General features: G+C 74.2%; 19 protein-coding genes. 10 read left to right on the top strand and 9 right to left on the bottom strand.

What is annotated here, in order from left to right; translation table 11 throughout:
- Together AC4H2G_RS21250 and AC4H2G_RS21245 are read right to left on the bottom strand one after the other, a co-directional pair.
- Positions 1 to 408, bottom strand: coding sequence for a hypothetical protein (locus AC4H2G_RS21250; protein ID WP_494367733.1), 408 nt, complete (start codon positions 406 to 408; stop codon positions 1 to 3).
- Positions 405 to 1,082: an NAD(P)-dependent oxidoreductase gene (locus AC4H2G_RS21245; RefSeq protein WP_494367732.1), complete on the bottom strand. Its 678-nt coding sequence runs from the start codon at positions 1,080 to 1,082 to the stop codon at positions 405 to 407. The genes AC4H2G_RS21250 and AC4H2G_RS21245 overlap by 4 nt, the downstream gene beginning before the upstream one ends.
- 129 nt (positions 1,083 to 1,211) lie before the next feature.
- Between AC4H2G_RS21245 and AC4H2G_RS21240 the strand changes: the two genes are divergently transcribed.
- Positions 1,212 to 1,784 (top strand): PadR family transcriptional regulator, encoded by a 573-nt coding sequence (locus tag AC4H2G_RS21240; RefSeq protein WP_494367731.1) that lies wholly within the window; start codon positions 1,212 to 1,214, stop codon positions 1,782 to 1,784.
- Positions 1,785 to 1,820: 36 nt separating this feature from the next.
- Here the strand turns inward: AC4H2G_RS21240 and AC4H2G_RS21235 are convergent, their stop codons facing one another.
- Both AC4H2G_RS21235 and AC4H2G_RS21230 read right to left on the bottom strand, forming a co-directional pair.
- Complete coding sequence (locus tag AC4H2G_RS21235; RefSeq protein ID WP_494367730.1) at positions 1,821 to 2,780, bottom strand: universal stress protein; 960 nt, start codon at positions 2,778 to 2,780, stop codon at positions 1,821 to 1,823.
- A gap of 28 nt (positions 2,781 to 2,808) precedes the next feature.
- Positions 2,809 to 3,456 (bottom strand): hypothetical protein, encoded by a 648-nt coding sequence (locus AC4H2G_RS21230; protein ID WP_494367729.1) that lies wholly within the window; start codon positions 3,454 to 3,456, stop codon positions 2,809 to 2,811.
- A gap of 303 nt (positions 3,457 to 3,759) precedes the next feature.
- On the opposite strand from AC4H2G_RS21230, the gene AC4H2G_RS21225 reads away from it, so the two are divergent.
- Positions 3,760 to 6,327, top strand: coding sequence for an ATP-dependent Clp protease ATP-binding subunit (locus AC4H2G_RS21225; RefSeq protein ID WP_494367728.1), 2,568 nt, complete (start codon positions 3,760 to 3,762; stop codon positions 6,325 to 6,327).
- Positions 6,328 to 6,399: 72 nt separating this feature from the next.
- On the opposite strand, the gene AC4H2G_RS21220 is transcribed toward AC4H2G_RS21225, so the two are convergent.
- Positions 6,400 to 7,116, bottom strand: coding sequence for a hypothetical protein (locus tag AC4H2G_RS21220; protein ID WP_494367727.1), 717 nt, complete (start codon positions 7,114 to 7,116; stop codon positions 6,400 to 6,402).
- A 3-nt stretch (positions 7,117 to 7,119) separates the two neighbouring features.
- Positions 7,120 to 7,518, bottom strand: coding sequence for a hypothetical protein (locus AC4H2G_RS21215; RefSeq protein WP_494367726.1), 399 nt, complete (start codon positions 7,516 to 7,518; stop codon positions 7,120 to 7,122).
- Positions 7,519 to 7,683: 165 nt separating this feature from the next.
- On the opposite strand from AC4H2G_RS21215, the gene AC4H2G_RS21210 reads away from it, so the two are divergent.
- From AC4H2G_RS21210 to AC4H2G_RS21185, 6 genes are all read left to right on the top strand, one after another.
- Positions 7,684 to 8,394 carry a response regulator gene (locus AC4H2G_RS21210; protein ID WP_494367725.1) on the top strand — a complete coding sequence of 237 codons (711 nt, stop codon included), beginning with the start codon at positions 7,684 to 7,686 and terminating at the stop codon, positions 8,392 to 8,394.
- Positions 8,391 to 10,250: a sensor histidine kinase gene (locus AC4H2G_RS21205; protein WP_494367724.1), complete on the top strand. Its 1,860-nt coding sequence runs from the start codon at positions 8,391 to 8,393 to the stop codon at positions 10,248 to 10,250. The genes AC4H2G_RS21210 and AC4H2G_RS21205 overlap by 4 nt, the downstream gene beginning before the upstream one ends.
- Positions 10,251 to 10,374: 124 nt before the next feature.
- A complete protein-coding gene (locus AC4H2G_RS21200) occupies positions 10,375 to 11,370 on the top strand; it encodes an amidohydrolase family protein (RefSeq protein ID WP_494367723.1) in 996 nt (331 codons plus the stop codon).
- The gene (locus tag AC4H2G_RS21195) at positions 11,367 to 12,146 is read left to right on the top strand and encodes an SDR family NAD(P)-dependent oxidoreductase (RefSeq protein WP_494367722.1); all 780 of its coding nucleotides are present in this window, start codon (positions 11,367 to 11,369) and stop codon (positions 12,144 to 12,146) included. The genes AC4H2G_RS21200 and AC4H2G_RS21195 overlap by 4 nt, the downstream gene beginning before the upstream one ends.
- Complete coding sequence (locus tag AC4H2G_RS21190) at positions 12,143 to 13,186, top strand: aldo/keto reductase (protein ID WP_494367721.1); 1,044 nt, start codon at positions 12,143 to 12,145, stop codon at positions 13,184 to 13,186. The genes AC4H2G_RS21195 and AC4H2G_RS21190 overlap by 4 nt, the downstream gene beginning before the upstream one ends.
- Before the next feature lie 47 nt (positions 13,187 to 13,233).
- Entirely contained in the window at positions 13,234 to 14,103 is an 870-nt protein-coding gene (locus tag AC4H2G_RS21185; RefSeq protein WP_494367720.1) for a fumarylacetoacetate hydrolase family protein, read from the top strand.
- A 48-nt stretch (positions 14,104 to 14,151) separates the two neighbouring features.
- Here AC4H2G_RS21185 and AC4H2G_RS21180 read toward each other — a convergent pair whose 3' ends face one another.
- Entirely contained in the window at positions 14,152 to 14,859 is a 708-nt protein-coding gene (locus AC4H2G_RS21180; RefSeq protein WP_494367719.1) for a FadR/GntR family transcriptional regulator, read from the bottom strand.
- A 40-nt stretch (positions 14,860 to 14,899) separates the two neighbouring features.
- Complete coding sequence (locus tag AC4H2G_RS21175; protein ID WP_494367718.1) at positions 14,900 to 16,297, bottom strand: enolase C-terminal domain-like protein; 1,398 nt, start codon at positions 16,295 to 16,297, stop codon at positions 14,900 to 14,902.
- Between the two features lie 216 nt (positions 16,298 to 16,513).
- On the opposite strand from AC4H2G_RS21175, the gene AC4H2G_RS21170 reads away from it, so the two are divergent.
- Positions 16,514 to 17,410: a methyltransferase gene (locus tag AC4H2G_RS21170; protein WP_494367717.1), complete on the top strand. Its 897-nt coding sequence runs from the start codon at positions 16,514 to 16,516 to the stop codon at positions 17,408 to 17,410.
- Positions 17,411 to 17,453: 43 nt separating this feature from the next.
- Here the strand turns inward: AC4H2G_RS21170 and AC4H2G_RS21165 are convergent, their stop codons facing one another.
- Positions 17,454 to 18,110: a uridine kinase family protein gene (locus AC4H2G_RS21165; RefSeq protein WP_494367716.1), complete on the bottom strand. Its 657-nt coding sequence runs from the start codon at positions 18,108 to 18,110 to the stop codon at positions 17,454 to 17,456.
- A gap of 110 nt (positions 18,111 to 18,220) precedes the next feature.
- Here AC4H2G_RS21165 and AC4H2G_RS21160 point away from each other — a divergent pair, with 110 nt between their 5' ends.
- Positions 18,221 to 18,940 carry an NUDIX hydrolase gene (locus AC4H2G_RS21160; protein WP_494367715.1) on the top strand — a complete coding sequence of 240 codons (720 nt, stop codon included), beginning with the start codon at positions 18,221 to 18,223 and terminating at the stop codon, positions 18,938 to 18,940.
- The last annotated feature ends 36 nt before the right edge of the window (positions 18,941 to 18,976 follow it).

Raw genomic sequence — 18,976 nt, 5'->3', positions numbered from 1 at the left:
TCACTCGAGCCCGACGTCGGCGTCGCGTGACGTGCCTGCGCGTGCGAAGACCGCGGCGAGTGCCGCGGACCCGAGGGCCTGGTAGCCGAACCACACCCCGCCGCCGACCTCGGAACCGCCCCTCGCGAGCACGACGGCCAGGGCTGTGGCGACGAGCCAGCCGGTGTCGTAGGCCACGAGGTACGTGATGCGCGGTCGGACGTCGGAGCTCCTCACCGCGAACGCGACCTCGCACGCCCCGCACACGACGAGGGCCGCGGCGGTCACCAGCACGAGCCACGAGGAGACGCCGAGACGGTCGGTGAGCATCGGGAGCAGCGCGGTGACGCCGGCTGCCGTGACGATCTTGAAGACGCCGTCCGCGACGAATCCGACGCGGAGGCGGCGGTCGGTGGTCGTGCGGTTCATGCTCGCCCCTCCGCGTGGCGGCGAGCCGGTCGCCCGCGGCTCGGCAGGCTCGCGAGACCGTAGGCGGTCCCGCGTGTCTCCGGGCTCGTCGCGACGGCGAGCAACGCCGCCGCGAGGTCCGCGCGACGGACGGTGGCGATGGAGTTTCGCTCGGGGACGAGCCGGTAACCGGCGGCCGGCCTGTCGACGAGGTAGCCCGGCCGCAGGATCGTCCAGTCGACCTCGTCGCGGGTCCCGCGCAACACGTCTTCCATCGCCTCGAGGTCGGCGTAGACGAGCGGGCCGGACCGGCGCACGTACGGCCGGACCGTCTTGCGGAACCACCACGGCTCGCCGGCTCCAGAGCGGAGCACCGGCGAGGCGGACACCGCCACGATCCTCCGTACGCCGCGGCGGTCCATCGCCGCGAGGAGGTTGGCGACGCCGTCGGCGCACACACGCGTGGGGTCCTGGTACGACCGCTTCCCGAGGACGGACACGACGGCGTCGGTGTCGTCGGGCAGATCGAGTCCCCGACCGGTCACGACATCGGCCGCCTGGACCTGGGCCTCGTCCGGGCATGCGTACCGGGACTCGTCGCGCACCAGGGCGGTCACCCGGTGCCCGGCGTCGAGCGCCTGCTGGACCAACAGCGTGCCCGTCGCTCCTGACGCGCCTGCCACGACGAGATGCATCTGGCCTCCCAGGGTTCGCGGGTGCCCGGTCGGCGCCCCGGCGCTACTCAAGTTTGTCTAATCATCGACGCAGCGACGCTGCTGGTCAAATTTGATGAGAAACTCGGGTGGGGCGGAACAGGAGGACGTATGACGGCGACACGACTGCTCATCCTGGGAGCGGTTCGCGAGCGGGGCAGGGCGCACGGCTATCAGGTGCGGCGCGACCTCGAGTCGTGGGGGGTGCACCTGTGGGCGAGCATCCAACCGGGATCGATCTATCACGGCCTGCGGCGCCTGCGCGACGACGGCCACCTCGTCGAGGTTGAGGCGTCGCCGTCCGCAGGTCCGGCTCGCACCGAGTACGTCGTGACCGAAGCCGGGCACACGGTGTTCCGCGAGCTGCTCGAGGACGCGCTCCGCTCCGACGACGGCTCGATCGCCGAGACCATCGCCGGTGTCGGTTTCATCACCGAGCTTCCGAGGTCTCGCGCCGTCGAGCTGCTCCGGATGCGGGTGGAGGCGTTCGAGCGACGGCGTGCCCGGGTGGTGGGCGTGTACGAGCAAGAACCTGACGCGGACTGGCAGCACCACGCCGAGGCCGTGCGCCTGTGGGCGCACACCGCCGACGCTGCAATCCGGTGGACCCAGGGTCTGATCGAGCGGCTCGAGGGCGGCGCGTACGCGATGGCGGGCGAGGGAGACGCGCCGCCCTCGACATGACCGACCCGCGCCCGACGAACGTACCCCCGGCCGGGTTCAGGGTTCCGTGGTGCCTGACGGGTGCGTCGCGTCGGGCGGGCGCACGACGGTGACGGGGCAGTGCGCGTACTCCGTGGCGTGCCGGCTCACCGAGCCGAGGAGGAGGCGGTCGAAACCGCCCACGCCGCGGTTGCCGAGCACGAGACGGGACGCGTGCGACGACGCCTCGATGACGCCCTTCGCGGCCTGCACGTGCCGGACCGTGCGGACCACGCGGTCGTCGGGCAGGTCGATGCCCGCCGTCTCGAGCGCGGTGCCGAGCGTCGCGGCGGCGAAGGCCTCGTAGTCGTCGATGGGCGGCGCCCACCCCCACGAGTCGGGCAGCGGGGCGAGCGTGACGATCTGCCAGCAGAACAGGGCCTCGAGCGTCGCGCCGGTTCGGCGCGCGACGTCGGCCGCGTGCCGCAGCGCGTGCACGGACGTGGCCGAGCCGTCCACCCCGACGACGACCGGCCCCGACCGGTTCACGGTGCCCCGGACGACCGTGACCGGCACCGTCGCGTGCTGCAGGATCGCCGACGGCACCGAGCCGAGCACCATGCGGCTGACCCGGCCACGGCCGCAGCGTCCCACGACGAGCAGGTCCGCAGGGCCGCCGTCGTCGTCGCCGATCTGGCCCTGGCCCTCGACCTCGCCCGCCCGCGTCGCCTCGCCCTCCGCGAGCGCGAGCAGGGACGTGGCGGCGGTGCCGCGGACCTCCGTGGCGACGACCTCGACGTCCTGCGTGCCGAGCCCCGTGCGCTCGCGCGCCGCCTCGACCCAGCCGGTGACCGCGTCACGACGACGAGCGCCCCGCTCGTCGTCGTCGCCCGTGTCCTCGCGGCCGGCGTGCCGCCCCGGGTCCCACGCGAGCACGGCCGTGAGGCGCGTCCCGCGCGAGGCGGCCTCGCGCAGGGCCCAGTCGAGCGCCTCGTCCGACCCCTCGGACCCGTCCACACCGACGATCACCCCGCGCACCGCGCCACCTCCGTGTTCCCGTATCCCGTCAGAGCTCTCCGTGGTCCTCGCCGTGGAGGATCGCGCGCAGCGGCGCGGTCACGACGTCGACCTGTTCCAGCAGGTCCCCCGGCCCGGCGATCACGACCGCCCGGTCCTCGACCACGACGTACACCGCGGCGCTGTCGCGGACCCGCGCGTGCAGGGCGGTGACCCCGGCGCCGTCGACGACGAACGGCGCGCGGGAGAGCGGGGCGGCCTCGACCTCCTCGACGATCGCGCGCATCGCCGCGCGGTACTCCTGGTAGGAGTCGAGGAAGTCGTCGTCCGCGGAGTCCGCGTGCAGGGGCGCGGCGAGCGCGCTGCTCAGCGCCGTCCGAAGGATCTCCGCGGACTGGTCGTCGTCGGCGGCGACGACGCGCAGCGTCTCGACGTCGAGCGTCTCCCCGGAGAACGAGACGTAGGAGCGCAGGAACCGCTCGTCCGTGAGGTCGTGGGTGCCGTCGCCGACGCCGGTGATGGTCTCCTCGTCGAGGTCGAGGCCCCAGGTCAGCGGGTCAGCGACCTCGGCGACGATGCCGTGGAACCGGTCGACCACCTGCTCCCAGGTCGCCGGCGTCCCGTCGGGGCGCCCGACGGCGCCGTGCTCGCGGCGCGCGGCCGGGTCGTCGGGCTGCTGGTCCGGTCCGTGCGTCATGATCGCCCACCCTTCTGCCGGTGCGGGGGTCGCACCCCGAGCCTGCCGCTGCGGAGAGGCCGGGTCAACGCCCGGGGTGCGTGTCGTCCCTGCTCGGGGCCGAGCGGACCCGCCAGACCTCGGGAAGAAGCGGCCGCAGGTCACGGCGTGACCCCTCAATCACGCCCCTGGCGAACAACGGCATACGGAGGGGGTGTGCCTCGTTCGGAACGCATAGAGTCAATGCGGTCAGGCTGTACTCGGCGATTCCTGGAGGCCAGGGACGTCGGTGCGCAGGTGTAGGCCGCTCGTGAGGAGCAGCACATGTTCGAGAGATTCACAGACCGAGCCCGTCGGGTCGTCGTCCTCGCCCAAGAAGAGGCGCGGATGCTCAACCACAACTACATCGGCACCGAGCACATCCTCCTCGGCCTCATCCACGAGGGCGAGGGCGTCGCGGCCAAGGCCTTGGAGTCCCTCGGGATCTCCCTGGACGGCGTCCGCACCCAGGTGACCGAGATCATCGGCGAGGGCCAGCAGGCCCCGAGCGGGCACATCCCGTTCACGCCGCGTGCCAAGAAGGTGCTGGAGCTGTCGCTGCGCGAGGCGCTGCAGCTCGGCCACAACTACATCGGCACCGAGCACATCCTGCTCGGGCTCATCCGCGAGGGCGAGGGCGTCGCCGCCCAGGTGCTCACCAAGATGGGGGCCGACCTCAACAAGGTGCGCCAGCAGGTCATCCAGCTGCTGTCGGGCTACCAGGGCAAGGAGCCCGTCGCCGCCGGCGGTCCCACCGAGGGCCAGCCGTCGGGGTCCGCGGTGCTCGACCAGTTCGGGCGCAACCTCACCCAGGCCGCGCGCGAGGGCAAGCTCGACCCGGTCATCGGCCGCGCGCTCGAGATCGAGCGCGTCATGCAGGTGCTGAGCCGCCGCACCAAGAACAACCCCGTCCTCATCGGCGAGCCCGGCGTCGGCAAGACCGCCGTCGTCGAGGGCCTCGCGCAGGACATCGTCCGTGGCGACGTCCCGGAGACGCTCAAGGACAAGCAGCTCTACACGCTGGACCTGGGCGCCCTCGTGGCCGGCTCGCGCTACCGCGGCGACTTCGAGGAGCGCCTGAAGAAGGTGCTCAAGGAGATCCGCACGCGCGGCGACATCATCCTGTTCATCGACGAGATCCACACGCTCGTCGGTGCCGGTGCTGCCGAGGGCGCGATCGACGCCGCGAGCATCCTCAAGCCGATGCTCGCGCGCGGAGAGCTGCAGACCATCGGCGCGACGACGCTCGACGAGTACCGCAAGCACGTCGAGAAGGACCCGGCCCTGGAGCGCCGCTTCCAGCCGATCCAGGTCGCCGAGCCGTCGCTCACGCACGCGATCGAGATCCTCAAGGGTCTGCGCGACCGCTACGAGGCGCACCACCGCGTGTCCATCACGGACTCCGCGCTCGTCTCCGCGGCCACGCTCGCCGACCGCTACATCAACGACCGCTTCCTGCCCGACAAGGCGATCGACCTCATCGACGAGGCGGGCGCTCGCCTGCGCATCCGCCGCATGACGGCCCCGCCGGAGCTCAAGGAGCTCGACGAGGAGATCGCCGAGGCGCGGCGCGACAAGGAGTCCGCGATCGACGCGCAGGACTTCGAAAAGGCCGCGGGCCTGCGCGACACGGAGAAGCAGCTCACCGCGAAGCGCGCCGACAAGGAGAAGGCCTGGAAGTCGGGCGACCTCGACACGGTCGCGGAGGTCGACGAGGAGCTGATCGCCGAGGTCCTGGCCATGTCCACGGGCATCCCCGTCTTCAAGCTCACCGAGGAGGAGTCCAGCAGGCTGCTCCACATGGAGGGCGAGCTGCACAAGCGCGTCGTCGGCCAGGAGGCCGCGATCAAGGCGCTGTCGCAGGCCATCCGCCGCACGCGTGCGGGCCTCAAGGACCCGAAGCGCCCCGGTGGGTCGTTCATCTTCGCCGGCCCCACGGGCGTCGGGAAGACCGAGCTGGCCAAGGCGCTCGCCGAGTTCCTCTTCGGGGACGAGGACGCGCTCATCCAGCTCGACATGTCGGAGTTCTCCGAGAAGCACACGGTCTCGCGGCTGTTCGGCTCGCCTCCCGGCTACGTCGGGTACGACGAGGGCGGCCAGCTCACCGAGAAGGTGCGGCGCAAGCCGTTCTCGGTCGTCCTGTTCGACGAGGTGGAGAAGGCCCACGCGGACATCTTCAACTCGCTCCTGCAGATCCTCGAGGACGGTCGCCTGACCGACTCGCAGGGCCGCGTCGTGGACTTCAAGAACACCGTCATCATCATGACCACGAACCTCGGCACGCGGGACATCGCCAAGGGCGTCCAGACCGGCTTCAACGCCGGCGGCGACCTGGTGACGTCGTACGAGCGCATGAAGGCCAAGGTCAACGACGAGCTCAAGCAGCACTTCCGGCCCGAGTTCCTCAACCGCGTCGACGACGTGGTGGTCTTCCCGCAGCTCTCGCAGGACGAGATCATCCAGATCGTCGACCTCATGATCGCCCGTCTCGACGGTCGTCTGCGGGACAAGGACATGGGCATCGAGCTCACCCCGGCCGCGAAGCGCCTGCTGGCCGAGAAGGGCTACGACCCGGTCCTGGGCGCCCGTCCGCTGCGCCGCGCGATCCAGCGCGACATCGAGGACGTCCTGTCCGAGAAGATCCTGTTCGGCGAGCTCAAGGCCGGCGAGATCGTCCTGGTCGACGCCGAGGGCGAGGGCCTGCTCGGGGAGTTCACCTTCGAGGGCGTCTCCAAGGGCGAGCACGACCGCGGCCCGGTGAGCGTGGGTGCGGCCGCCGCGCTCGACGCCCCGACCGGCGTCTCGGTGCGCGACCTGCCCCCGACGGGCGAGCTGCAGGCCGGCGCGGAGTAGTCCGCGACCGGCACCGCCTGACACACGGGCCCCGATCCTCCTGTCGGAGGGTCGGGGCCCGTCGTCGTGCGCCTAGACCGCGGCCCTGGGCGCGACGGCCACCGAGGCCCGCGGACGCCGTCGGGCCGTCCGAGGCGGGACGTCCCAGTCGTCGTCGGCGGTCCGGACGACCGCCACGGCGGCAGCAGCCATCGCCAGGGCCGTCATGCCCCAGGCCAGCAGGTCCAGCGGGTTGTTCCCCGTCACCGCGGCGACGAGGTGCAGCGGCTGGGACACGCCCATGACGAGGGCCCACGCGGGATGCACGACTCGCGACCGCCAGAGCGCCAGCCCGAGCAGGACGCTGCCCACCAGGTGTCCGACGACGAAGATCATCCCGGTGAGGGAGGCCACGGGGTCGCTGTAGCCGATCTCGAGGAGCCGGGCGAGCGCCGCAGGGTCGACGCCGGCTTCGGCGCCCGCCACGACGACGGGGTCGCCCATCCCGGGTCCGAAGAGCGCGAGGTATCCCGGCACGAGGAGCAGGCCCGTCGCGGCGGCGAGGCCGGGGGCGCCGGGCCGGACGAGCCGCAGCGCGGCGAGCGCCCCCGGCACGAGCGTCAGGAGCGCCACGACCGACAGCCACGACATGAGACGCTCGGTCGCCGGCGCCGCGAGGATGCCCAGGACGACGTCGTCGGGCGTGTCGGTGGTGTCGTAGGGCATGACGTACCTGACGACGGCGATGGCGGCCGGTCCGATCGGCATGAGGATCGCGGCCAACCAGCGGTGCGCTGTGCGGGTGTCCACGGCTCACTCCACGACCGGGGCAGCAGCGACGCGGCGTGCCGGGGCGAGGGCGAGGAAGATGCCGAGGGCGTTGGCGAGCACGGCCGCCGACGCGAGGGCGACGACCTCCGCCGGGACGCCGGCGAAGAACGCGGGGACGACCGTCAGGACGGACAGGACCCGCGCGCCCGCCGCGACCCGCACCGCGCCGCGGTTGCGCGTGACGAACGCCGTGACGACGGCGACCACGGTCACGACCCCGAGGACGGTGTCGAGGACGAGGATCTCGGTGGGCGGGCCGACCTCACCCGCGGCGGGAGTCGTCCCGACCAGCGACAGGCAGTCGAGCAGACCCAGGACGCCGACGAGGACGAGGCCCACGACGTTGCGGGCGGGGAACGGTGGACGAGGTGCTGCGGACACGGGAACCTCCGGGGATCGGTGGCGCCGGCGGCGCCCTCAGGTCGAGCGTGCCTGCGGCCCGTCCCCAGGCCGCGTGGCCCTGTCCCCTTGGCGTCGGGCAGCTGCCCGGGCCGTCCGGGGGCGAGCCCCTGCCCCTCCGGGACCCTCCAGCGCCATCATGGACCCATGGCGACCGATGCGTCTTCTGCCGGTCCGATCCGGGTCCTCGTCGCGGACGACCATCCGGTGGTCCGACGCGGGCTCGTCGCCCTGCTGGGCTCGCTGGACGGCTTCGACGTGGTGGGCGAGGCCGGCGACGGCGCCGGGGCCGTGCGCGAGGCCCGGCTCCTGCGGCCCGACGTGGTGATCATGGACGTGTCGATGCCCGGGATCGACGGGCTGGAGGCGACGCGGCGCATCCGTGCGGCGGCGCCCGAGGTCGCCGTCCTGGTCCTCACCCTCCACGAGGACGACGACACCGTCTTCTCGGCTCTCCAGGCAGGTGCCGGCGGCTACCTCCTCAAGGGCGCCGAGCAGGAGGACATCGCCCGCGCACTGCGGTCCGTCGTGGCGGGGGAGGCGATCTTCGGTCCCGGCGTCGCCCAGCGAATCCTGGGATACCTCACCGCCCCGCCCGCGGTGGACGTCCCGTTCCCGGAGCTCACGCCTCGCGAACGGGAGGTGCTCGACCTCATCGCCCGGGGTGCGTCGAACGCACGGATCGCCACCGTGCTGGGGCTCGCGTCCAAGACCGTCGGCAACCACATCTCCTCGATCTTCGCGAAGCTCGCCGTCGCGGGACGTGCCGAGGCGATCGTGCGCGCCCGGGAACAGGGCCTCGGCCGGGGAACCTCGGCTGCGCCGACCGCGGCGCGCGGACAGCAGGCACCGGGATGAGGCGCTGGGAGCTGATCGGCCTCGGTGGTGTCGCGGGGCTGTCCGCGCTCGTCGCCGTGCTCGTCGTCGTGCGACCGCACGATCCCGCCTGGTCGCTCCCTCTCCGCCTCGAGGCGACGGTCGGAGCGCTGGCCTGGGCCGGCGCGGGCTGGGCCTGCCTCAGCCGCCGCCGGGCGACGACCTTCGCCGTGCTCGGCCTCGTGGGCGGTCTGGGCCTCGCCGCCGCCGCTGCCGGGGGCGCCGGCTGGTTCCCGTCGGAGATCGGCGAGCGGGTCGGGCTCCTCGCCGCGCTAGGCGTCCTGCCGATCGCCGTGGTGGAGTACCCGGCGCGCGGACCGCGAGCGCTCCGTACCGTGGCCGTGCCGTTGCTCGCGGCGACAGGTGTCACCGCCGCTGCCGTCGGTGTCGGGCCGGCCACGCAGCCGCTCGTGCTCGCCGTGGTGTGCATCGTGGTCGGCGCCGTCTGGTGGCGGTTCGAACGGTCCGGACGGCCCGAGCGCGAGGCGCTGCTGTGGCTCGCCGCCGGCGGCGGGATCGCCGTCGCCGTCGCGATCCCCACCGGGTTCCTCGGCGCCTCGCCCGTCGTGCTGGTGGTGCGGCTCCTCGCGGAGGCGTGCCTTCCGGTCGGGTGCGCGGTGGGGGTCCTCGGCCCTCCGTCCGTCGACGTCCGCGCGCTCGTGGTGCGCGGGGCGGCGTTCGCCATGGCCGTCGTCGTCGCGCTCGCGGCGTTCGCCGGGATCGTGGCGCTCGCCGGGCTGCGGTCCGACGTCGTCGCGCCTGGGGTCCTCGGGCTGGCAGCCGTGGTCGTCGCGGTGGGGTTCCACCCGGTGCACGCGGGCCTGCGGGGCGCGTTCGACCGCCTGGTCCGCGGGGAGCCGGTCGACACGGTGACGGCTGCCGCGTACGTCGGGTCGGAGCTGTCCGCCGCGGACGACCCCGCCGTCGCCCTCGGTGCTCTGCGCGCGACCCTGGACGTGCCCTTCGCGGCGCTGGAGTCGCCCGACGGCTCGGTGCGCTGGTCCTCCGGTCGCCCCGGGGCACGGGTGCACGCCGTGGACCTCCGAGCATCGGACCGTCTCCTCGGGCGTCTCGTGGTGGGCCTGCGCTCGGACGAGAGCGCACCGCGCAGCACGGATCGCGCGGTCCTGAGCGTCGTGGCGCCGGCCCTGGCGCAGGCGCTGCACGCGCGAGGGCTCGCCGAAGACCTCGTGCGGTCGCGTGAGCAGGTGGTCTCCGCCGTCGAGGAGGACCGGCGCCGGCTCCGCCGCGAGCTGCACGACGGCCTCGGCCCGACCCTGACCGGCGTCGCGTACGCCGCAGACGCGGCCCGCAACCTTGTCCGGTCCGACCCCGAGGCCGTCGCCGGGCTCCTCGCCGATCTCCGGGCCGACACCGGCCAGGCGATCGCGGAGGTCCGGCGCATCGTGGACGGGCTGCGGCCGTCCGCGCTCGACGAGCTGGGACTCGTGGCGGCGCTCCGGCAGCACGCCGTGCACCTGCACACGTCAGCAGGTGACCGGTTGGACGTCCGGCTGGTGGCTGACAGGCTCCCGGTCCTGTCCGCCGCGACCGAGGTCGCGGTGTACCGGATCGCCACGGAGGCGCTGACGAACGTGGCTCGGCACGCCGGGTCGCGTCGCGCCGAGGTGGCGGTGGGCATGGACGGGCCGGACCTCGTCGTCGTGGTGGCCGACGACGGTGGCCAGGCCTCGAGCGCCTGGCGACCCGGGGTCGGGCTGGCGTCCATGCGCGAGCGGGCGGAGCAGCTCGGCGGGTCGGTGGTCGCGGGCCCGACGTCCCGCGGTGGCCGGGTCCGGGCGGTCCTCCCGGTCGCGCCCCCACCCCGACCTGGATAGCACGGCGTGGCGGTCCTCCTCTGGGTGAGGCGGTGCGATCTCGCCTTCCGTGCTCCCGGACGCCCGTTTCGCGGTCGAGCGATGCGATAGGTTGGATGAATCGCCGCTCTGGAGGAGTCTCATCGTGCACGACGTCGTGGACGCCCACCACCACCTGTGGGTCCGTGCGCGCACGCCGCAGGACTGGGTCGACCCGGTGAGGATGGCGGCGATCGACGACGACTTCACGCCGGCCGACCTGCCCGCGGCGCGGCACGGGGTGGCGGCGACCGTCGTCGTGCAGTCCGCGAGCCTGTGGGCGGAGTCGCGCGAGCTCCTCGCCGTCGCGGGCTCACCCGAGGGGCAGGCGGCGCGTGTCGCGGGCGCCGTCGTCTGGGCGGACCTCACCGCCGCCGACCTCCCCGACCGCCTCGCCGCGCTGCGCGAGGGCCCGGGGGGCGACCGGCTCGTCGGGGTCCGGGCGATGGTGCAGGACGAGCCCGACCCCGCCTACCTCGACCGGCCCGACGTGCGCGCGGGCATCGCCGCGGTCGGGGCCGCGGGCCTCGCGTACGACCTCGTCGTGCGCGACCACCAGCTTCCCGCCGTCGCCCGCCTCGCGAGGGCGCTCCCCGACGTGCCCTTCGTGCTCGACCACCTCGGCAAGCCGTCGCTCGCCACGGGCCCGGAGAGCGCGAGGCCCTCTCTCTCCACCTGGCGCGCCGACCTGTCGGGCCTCGCCGCGCTGGAGAACGTCTCCGCGAAGCTGTCGGGGCTCGTCACCGAGGCACGCTGGGACGCGTGGACGACCGACGACCTGCGCCCCGCCGTCGACCACGCGATCGAGGTCTTCGGCCCCGACCGCCTGATGTTCGGCTCCGACTGGCCCGTGTGCCTGCTCGCGAGCGACTACGGTCGCTGGCTCGCGACAGCGCGGCACCTGATCGCCGGCCTGTCCGACGCCGAACGGGCCGCGGTCCTCGGCGCGACCGCGTGCCGCGTCTACGGGCTGCCGCGCGCCGCGTCGTCGTCCGTCGCGCACGCTGCCGACGCCGCACTCGCGCCGCCCCACGGCGCGCACACGCCCGACGCCGCACCCGATGTCGTACCCGTCCCTGCGACCGAGGAGATCCACCCGTGACGAGCAGCCCCACCCCCCTCCGCGAGCTGGACGGAGTCCGCGCCGTCGTCACGGGCGGCGCGTCCGGGATCGGGGCCGCGACCGTCGTCGCGATGCTCGCGCGCGGCGCCGTCGTCACGTCGGTCGACCGGACCGCCGACGGCGTGCCCGACGGCGCGCACGCCCAGGTCGCCGACGTCACCGACGACCCCGCCGTGCGCTCCGCGGTCGAGGGGGCGGCGCACGCGATGGGCGGGATCGACGTCGTCGTGAACAACGCCGGGATCGGCGCGCAGGGCACGGTCGCGGACGGCGACGACGCCGAGTGGCTGCACGTCCTCGACGTCAACGTGCTCGGCATCGTGCGCGTGACCCGCGCCGCGCTGCCGCACCTGCGCCGGTCGCCGCACCCCGCCGTCGTCAACATGTCGTCGATCGCGGCGTGGACCGGGTTGCCCGCGCGGGCGCTGTACTCGGCGTCGAAGGGCGCGGTGCAGGCCCTCACGCTCGCGATGGCCGCCGACCACGTACGCGAGGGGATCCGCGTGAACTGCGTGAATCCCGGCACGGTCGACACGCCGTGGGTCGGCCGCCTGCTCGACGCCGCCGACGACCCCGCGGCCGAGCGCGCCGCGCTCGAGGCGCGCCAGCCCACCGGCCGCCTCGTCAGCCCCGAGGCCGTGGCGCACGCCGTGTGCTACCTCGCGAGCCCGCTCGCCGTCGCGACCACGGGCGAGGCGCTCGCCGTCGACGGCGGGATGCACCACCTCCGGGTCCGCCCGCCCGCGACCGCATGAGCGCCGGGGAACCGGACGGAAGGCCCGGGACGAGGGGCCCCGAGCTCCCGACCCGGAGGATCCGCGAGACTCCCGTGCGGCTCACGTCGCTCGGGTACGGGGCCGCGCAGGCCGGCAATCTCTACCGGCCGACTACGGACGCGCAGACGCGGGCCGCCGTCGACGCCGCGTGGGAGGCCGGTGTCCGGTACGTCGACACCGCGCCCCACTACGGTCTCGGGCTGTCGGAACGCCGGGTCGGCGAGGCCCTGCGGGACCGCCCGCGCGACGAGGTCGTCGTGTCGACCAAGGTCGGCCGGCTCCTCGTCCCGTCGCCCGGCACCGCGCACGAGAAGGACCCGGACCTCTTCGACGTGCCCGCCGACGCGCGCCGGGTCTGGGACTTCTCGCGCGACGGCGTCCTGCGCTCGCTCGAGGGCAGCCTCGAGCGCACAGGGCTCGACCGGATCGACGTCGTCTACCTCCACGACCCCGACGACCGCGAGGACCAGGCGTTCCGCGAGGCGCTGCCCGCGCTCGTCGAGCTGCGCGAGCAGGGCGTCGTCGGCGCCGTCGGGGCGGGCATGAACCAGTCCGCGATGCTCGCGCGGTTCGTGCGCCAGACCGACGTCGACGTCGTGATGTGCGCGGGCCGGTTCACGCTCCTCGAGCAGCCGGCGCTGGACGACCTGCTGCCCGCCGCGGCGGAGCGGGACGTCGCGGTCGTCGTGGCGGGCGTGTACAACTCCGGGCTCCTCGCGCGCGACGTCCCGCCCGACGACGCGACCTATGACTACGCCCGGGCGCCCGCGCCGCTGCTCGTCCGGACGCGGCGGATCGCGGCCGTGTGCGCCGACCACGGCGTGACCCTGCCCGAGGCGGCTCTCGCCTACGTGCGCACCCACCCGGCCGTGGCGAGCACCGTCGTCGGGCTCCGCACGGCCGAGCAGGTCCGCGAGACCGTCGCGCGCGCCGCGGCGCCCGTGCCCGCCGGGCTGTGGACGGACCTCGTCGCCGCCGGGCTGCTCGACCCCGCGGCCGACCCGGCCGCGTTCTCCTGAGCCGATCCGTCACCACCGAACCATCCCACCGACCTGTCGAGGACACGATGCACCTGCTCCGCCTGGGCCCCACCGGCCAGGAGACCCCCGCCGTCGCGCACGAGGGCACGACCTACGACCTGCGGCCCCTGACCGCCGACGTCGACGGCGCGTTCCTCGCGTCCGACGGCGTCGCCCGGACGCGTGCGGCGCTCGCGGCCGGCGACCTGCCCGTGCTGGACGGCGCCGACGACCTGCGCCGCGGCGCGCCGATCGCCCGACCCGCCGCGGTGATCTGCATCGGGCAGAACTACGCCGCGCACGCCGCCGAGTCGGGTGCCGCGCCGCCGTCGACGCCGATCGTTTTCCTCAAGCACCCGAACACCGTCGTCGGGCCGGACGACACCGTGCCGATCCCCCCGGGCTCGGAGAAGACCGACTGGGAGGTCGAGCTCGGCGTCGTGATCGGCCGCACCGCGAGCTACCTCGCCTCGCCCGCCGAGGCCCTCGCCCACGTGGCCGGGTACACCGTCGTCGACGACGTCAGCGAGCGGGCGTGGCAGATGGACGAGTCGCTCGGGCAGTGGTCGAAGGGCAAGTGCGGGCCCGGCTTCGCGCCGACCGGCCCCGCGCTCCGCCCCGCCGACGAGCTCGACGCCGGCGACCTGCGCCTGCGCTCGTGGGTCAACGGCGAGCCGCGTCAGGACTCGTCGACCGCCGACATGATCTTCGACGTCCCGTACCTCGTGTGGCACCTGTCGCAGTACATGACGCTCGAGCCCGGGGACCTCGTCTGCACCGGGACCCCGGAGGGCGTGGGCTTCTCGGGCCGGTTCCCGTACCTGCGCGACGGCGACGTCGTCGAGATCGCCATCGAGGGGATCGGGCGCCAGCGCCACGTCTTCGCCGCGAGCCAGCACCCCGGTACCGCGAGGTAGTACCGGGGTCGCGCGAGGTAGTACCCCGGTGGCTCCTGGCCGGAAGACTCAGGCGTCGCCGTCGGGCACGCCGCCGCCTGCGGGCAGGGACTCCTCGACGCCGAGCAGGTGGTTCGCCATGCGGACTCGCGCCCGCTCGGGGTCGCGGTCCGCGAGAGCCCGCCAGATCGCCTCGTGCTCGTCGTGCGTGCGCTGCTCGGCGCCGACCTCGTGCAGGCCGCGCCACAGGCGCTCGCGGACGGTCCGGCTCGCGAGCGACTCGACGAGCGCGGCCAGCACCGGGTTGCCGGACTGCTCGGCGACGACGCGGTGGAACGCGATGTCCGCCTCGATGAACCGCTCGTGGTCGACCGGCGTCGCGGCGAGGACGTCCGCGACCTCGTCGAGGACGCGCCGCGCCTCCGCGAGCGCCGCGGGCGTGATCCGGGCCGCGGCGAGGGCGGCGGCCTCGGTCTCCAGGACCCGGCGCACGGCGTGGAACGAGAGGGTGCTGCTCTCGCCCTGCAGGTCGACGACGAATCCCATCGGCGCGAGCAGCCGGCGCGGGTCGAGGCTCGTGACGTAGGTGCCGTCGCCCTGGCGCGTGTTCACGACGCCGAGGATCGACAGCGCCCGGACTCCCTCGCGGAGCGAGCCGCGCGAGACGCCGAGCGACTCGGCGAGGTCCTTCTCGACGGGGAGGCGGTCGCCGGGACCGAGCGTCCCGTCGAGGATCATGCGCTTGATGCCGTCGACGACCTCATCCGTGCGGGACATGCGACGAGTATCGCGCACGTGGTTCGTACGGCTGTCCTGCCTATCGAGCGGCGGCCGGGGCCGGTGCCTCCGACGGCCGCTGGGCGTCGCGACGGGCCGCGATCGCTCCCTCGTGCTCGGTCGTCCAGTACGACCCCCCGGGGAAGCGGAAGCGGGCGACGGATGCGGGGTGCATCTGCGTCGAGTAGCCCGGCCGGGACGGCAGCACGTAGCCGCTGCCGGCGCCGGTGTCCGTCACGACGCACGGGTCGGTGAAGTGCTCGTGCAGGTGGTCGACGTACTCCGTGACCCGGTCCGTGAGGTCGCCCGACACGGCGACGTAGTCCAGCACGGAGACGTGCTGGACCATCTCGCACAGCCCGACGCCGCCCGCGTGCGGGCACACGGGGACGCCGAACTTCGCCGCGAGCAGCAGGACGGCGACGATCTCGTTGATGCTCGCGAGGCGGCCGGTGTCGAGCTGGCAGTAGTCGATCGCGCCGGCCTGGAAGAGCTGCTTGAACATCACGCGGTTGTGGCAGTGCTCCCCGGTCGCGACGCCGACCGGTGCGACGGCGCGACGGATCGCGGCGTGGCCGCGCACGTCGTCGGGCGAGGTCGGCTCCTCGATCCACAGCGGGTCGAAGCGCGCGAGCGCCCGCACCCGGTCGATCGCCTCGGGCACGTCCCACACCTGGTTCGCGTCGATCATCAGACGACGGTCCGGACCGATGACCTCGCGCGCGATCGTGAGGCGCCGGACGTCGTCGTCGGGGTCCGCGCCGACCTTGAGCTTGAGGTGCCCGTACCCGGCGTCGACGGCCTCCTGGCACAGCCGCCGGAGCGTCGCGTCGTCGTAACCGAGCCAGCCGGCTGACGTCGTGTAGACGGGGTAGCCGGTTCGCTCGAGGTGGGCGATGCGCTCGGCCTTCGTGTTCGCCTTGGCCTCGAGCAGCGCGACGGCCTCGTCGGCGGTGAGCGCGTCGGACAGGTAGCGCAGGTCCGCGACGGCCACGAGCTCGGCGGGCGTCAGGTCCGCGAGGAGCCGCCACAGCGGCTTTCCGGCCCGGCGCGCGACGAGGTCCCACGTCGCGTTGAGCACGGCCGCGAGCGAGAGATGGACGACGCCCTTCTCCGGCCCCAGCCAGCGCAGCTGCGTGTCCGACGTGAGCGCGCGGTACGTGGCGCCCATGTCGGCGGCGAGCTCGTCGACGTCGCGCCCGACGAGCGTCGCGGCCTGCTGGCGCGCGGCCCCCGCGACGAGGTCGGTGCCGCGCCCGATCGTGAACGTGAGCCCGTGGCCGGCGAGCGGCTGGCCGAAGGTGTCGGTCGCGTCCGTCCGCAGCACGACGTACGCGGCGGAGTAGTCCGCGTCGGTGTTCATCGCGTCGGAGCCGTCCGCGGTGAGCGACGTCGGGAAGCGGACGTCCTCGACGTCGACGCTCGTGATCCGTGCCATGTCCGCGCCCGCCCGCCCCCTTCGTGTCCGTGTCACGCCCGAGGTGTCGGGGCGACGTCGTCCCCGGCGATCGTCTAAACGTCCGATGACTGCACCGAGAACCTAGGCGACACGTGCCGCCAGGTCAACCACGAGGGTCGGACATCCGGAGCAGAGATCGGACGAGCCTTGGGAGGCGCGCGTCTCGTCCGCCCGGCGCGGGTAGTGTCCCCGCCCATGGGTGCACAGGCGGTCGACCGTCCCGACGTCGTGGTGCGCCTGCGCGCCGCGGGCTGCGTCTTCGCGGAGGACGAGGCGACGCTGCTCCTCGAGGCGGCGTCGTCGGACGGCGCGCTCGACGCGCTCGTCGCGCGCCGCGTCGCGGGCGAGCCGCTCGAGCAGGTGCTCGGCTGGGCCGAGTTCCGCGGGCTGCGCGTGCACGTCACGCCGGGCGTCTTCGTGCCGCGCCGCCGTACGGGCCTCCTCGTGGAGGAGGCGCTCGCGCTCCTGGCCCGACGACGCCGGGCCGACCGCGCGCCGTCGGGCACCCCGGGCGGGGCCCGAGGGCACCGAGCAGGTCACGGGTCGTCGGGCGCCCTGGGCGGGCAGGAGCCGGCGAGGCCGCTCGCCGTCGACCTGTGCTGCGGGACGGGCGCGCTCGGCCTTGCGCTCGCGACGGAGGCGGCCGCCGCGGGAGACCCTGTGGAGCTCTACGCGGCCGACGTCGACCCGGACGCCGTCGCGTGCGCGGCGCGCAACGTCTCGGCCGTCGGCGGGACGGCCTCCACGGGCGACCTGTTCGACGCCCTCCCGGCGGGGCTGCGCGGTCGCGTCGACGTCCTGCTCGCGAACGTGCCCTACGTGCCCACGGCCGAGATCGCGCACCTGCCGCCCGAGGCGCGCGACCACGAGCACCGGGTCGCGCTCGACGGTGGTCCCGACGGCCTCGACGTCCTGCGGCGCGTCGCCGCCGACGCCGTCTCGTGGCTCGCGCCGGGCGGCCACCTCCTCAGCGAGGCGAGCGAACGGCAGCTGCCGACCGCCGTCGGGATCCTCGAGCGCGCCGGGCTCGACGTCCGCGTGGTGCGTGACGACGACATGGGCGCGACGGGCGTCGTCGGCACCGCGAGATAGCGACGTACCGACCTCTGCTCCCCTCCGGAAGGGTCGGGCGTCGCTATCTCGGCCGGGTGTCGCTATCTCGCGGAGGGCGCAGCAGCGACCGGATCTCCTTCTCGGCCTGCGCCGGGGTGAGGGCCCGGCAGCCGAGGGACACCCAGTGCCGCACGAGACCGGGCTCCGCGCGCAGCAGCGCCCAGCCGCGCCGCACGAGCGTCAGCGGCGGCTTGCGCATCTCCGCGAGGTCGCGCAGCAGCCGGAACCAGAACGTCACGAGGCGCGGGCGGCGGATGCAGATCGCGTCCGCGAGCACGTCCTCGTCGCGGCACCGCGCGGCGATCTCCGCGGCGAAGATCCCCTCCGCGAGCACGACGCGGGACCCGGTGACGTCGACGTGCGCCGTCCCGGTACGGCGCGACGTCGGGATGTCGTAGACCGGGACGTCCGTGTGGCCGGTGCGCGCGAGCTGTACGAGCGCCGCGACCGCGCCGTCGGCGTCCCAGCTGCGGGGGTCGTCCCAGTCGACGATGCCGAACCGCTGCGGGAGGCCGGGGTGGTCGTGGTCGAGGTAGAAGTCGTCGAGCGCGACGACCGGGAGCCCGAGCCGCCGCGTCAGCGACGTCTTGCCCGAGCCCGACGCGCCCGTGAGGAGCACGACGCGCGTCGGCACCTCCCGCGAACCGGGCGGCAGGTCGAACAGTGCGGGATCGCTCACGAGGACCCATCCTCCCCCGAACCCTCACCGAGAAGTGACCTTCCGCCCCTCTTCTGCCCGGATCCGGGGCGAAAGGTCACTTCTCGGCGGTCACGACGTAGCCTGCGCGGATGACCTCGCCCGATCCTGCCGCCGTCCTCGCGCTCGACGCCCTGCGACGGCTCGAGGGGTTCCGTCCTACCGACCCCGCACAGGCGGCGCTCGCGGCCGAGTACGTCGAGTTCGTCCGGGGCGACGACGCCCGGCCCGACGCCGCTCCCGACGGCGCCTGGCCCGCCCGGCCCGACGCAGCGCGTGCCGAAGCGGTGCGCCGTGACGGCGGGCCGCAGCACCTCACGGCGAGCTGCTTCGTGCTCAGCCCGGACCTGACCCGCGTGCTGCTGTGCTTCCACCGCAAGGGACAGTTCTGGGTGCAGGTGGGCGGGCACGTCGAGCCGGGCGACACGACGTTCGCGGGCGCCGCGTACCGCGAGGCGCGCGAGGAGAGCGGGCTGGCCGAGCTGCGACCGTTCGAGCCGGACGGCGCCGGGCCGCTGCCGGAGCCCGCACCGCCCGTCGACGTGCACCGCCACGACCTCGCGGCGGCGTTCGGGTCGTGCCGCACGCACTGGGACGTGGGGTTCGTCGCGTTCGCCGACCCTGACGCCCGCACGACCGTGAGCGACGAGAGCGAGGACGTCGCGTGGTTCGCCGTCGACGACCTGCCGACGGGCACGCCGCCCGACTTCCCCGAGCGCCTGGCGACGGTCCTCGGGGAGGTCCGCCACCGCCGTCGGGCACGACGCCGGGGAGAGCCGCAGTCCGCGCGAGAGCCCTTCTCCGCGAGATAGAAGCTCCGGTCGCGGGGGGGGGGGGGGGGGGGGGTT

This window comes from Cellulosimicrobium sp. BMG9.23 (assembly GCF_059159985.1).
Note: the sequence above shows the minus strand (reverse complement) of the source record. Positions and strands in the feature narration are given on the sequence as shown.

Bases quoted from the DNA above. Each gene is read 5' to 3' on its own strand.
- AC4H2G_RS21250 (WP_494367733.1), bottom strand. From the start codon at position 408: ATGAACCGCACGACCACCGACCGCCGCCTCCGCGTCGGATTCGTCGCG.
- AC4H2G_RS21245 (WP_494367732.1), bottom strand. From the start codon at position 1,082: ATGCATCTCGTCGTGGCAGGCGCGTCAGGAGCGACGGGCACGCTGTTG.
- AC4H2G_RS21240 (WP_494367731.1), top strand. From the start codon at position 1,212: ATGACGGCGACACGACTGCTCATCCTGGGAGCGGTTCGCGAGCGGGGC.
- AC4H2G_RS21230 (WP_494367729.1), bottom strand. From the start codon at position 3,456: ATGACGCACGGACCGGACCAGCAGCCCGACGACCCGGCCGCGCGCCGC.
- AC4H2G_RS21225 (WP_494367728.1), top strand. From the start codon at position 3,760: ATGTTCGAGAGATTCACAGACCGAGCCCGTCGGGTCGTCGTCCTCGCC.
- AC4H2G_RS21210 (WP_494367725.1), top strand. From the start codon at position 7,684: ATGGCGACCGATGCGTCTTCTGCCGGTCCGATCCGGGTCCTCGTCGCG.
- AC4H2G_RS21205 (WP_494367724.1), top strand. From the start codon at position 8,391: ATGAGGCGCTGGGAGCTGATCGGCCTCGGTGGTGTCGCGGGGCTGTCC.
- AC4H2G_RS21190 (WP_494367721.1), top strand. From the start codon at position 12,143: ATGAGCGCCGGGGAACCGGACGGAAGGCCCGGGACGAGGGGCCCCGAG.
- AC4H2G_RS21185 (WP_494367720.1), top strand. From the start codon at position 13,234: ATGCACCTGCTCCGCCTGGGCCCCACCGGCCAGGAGACCCCCGCCGTC.
- AC4H2G_RS21180 (WP_494367719.1), bottom strand. From the start codon at position 14,859: ATGTCCCGCACGGATGAGGTCGTCGACGGCATCAAGCGCATGATCCTC.
- AC4H2G_RS21175 (WP_494367718.1), bottom strand. From the start codon at position 16,297: ATGGCACGGATCACGAGCGTCGACGTCGAGGACGTCCGCTTCCCGACG.
- AC4H2G_RS21170 (WP_494367717.1), top strand. From the start codon at position 16,514: ATGGGTGCACAGGCGGTCGACCGTCCCGACGTCGTGGTGCGCCTGCGC.
- AC4H2G_RS21160 (WP_494367715.1), top strand. From the start codon at position 18,221: ATGACCTCGCCCGATCCTGCCGCCGTCCTCGCGCTCGACGCCCTGCGA.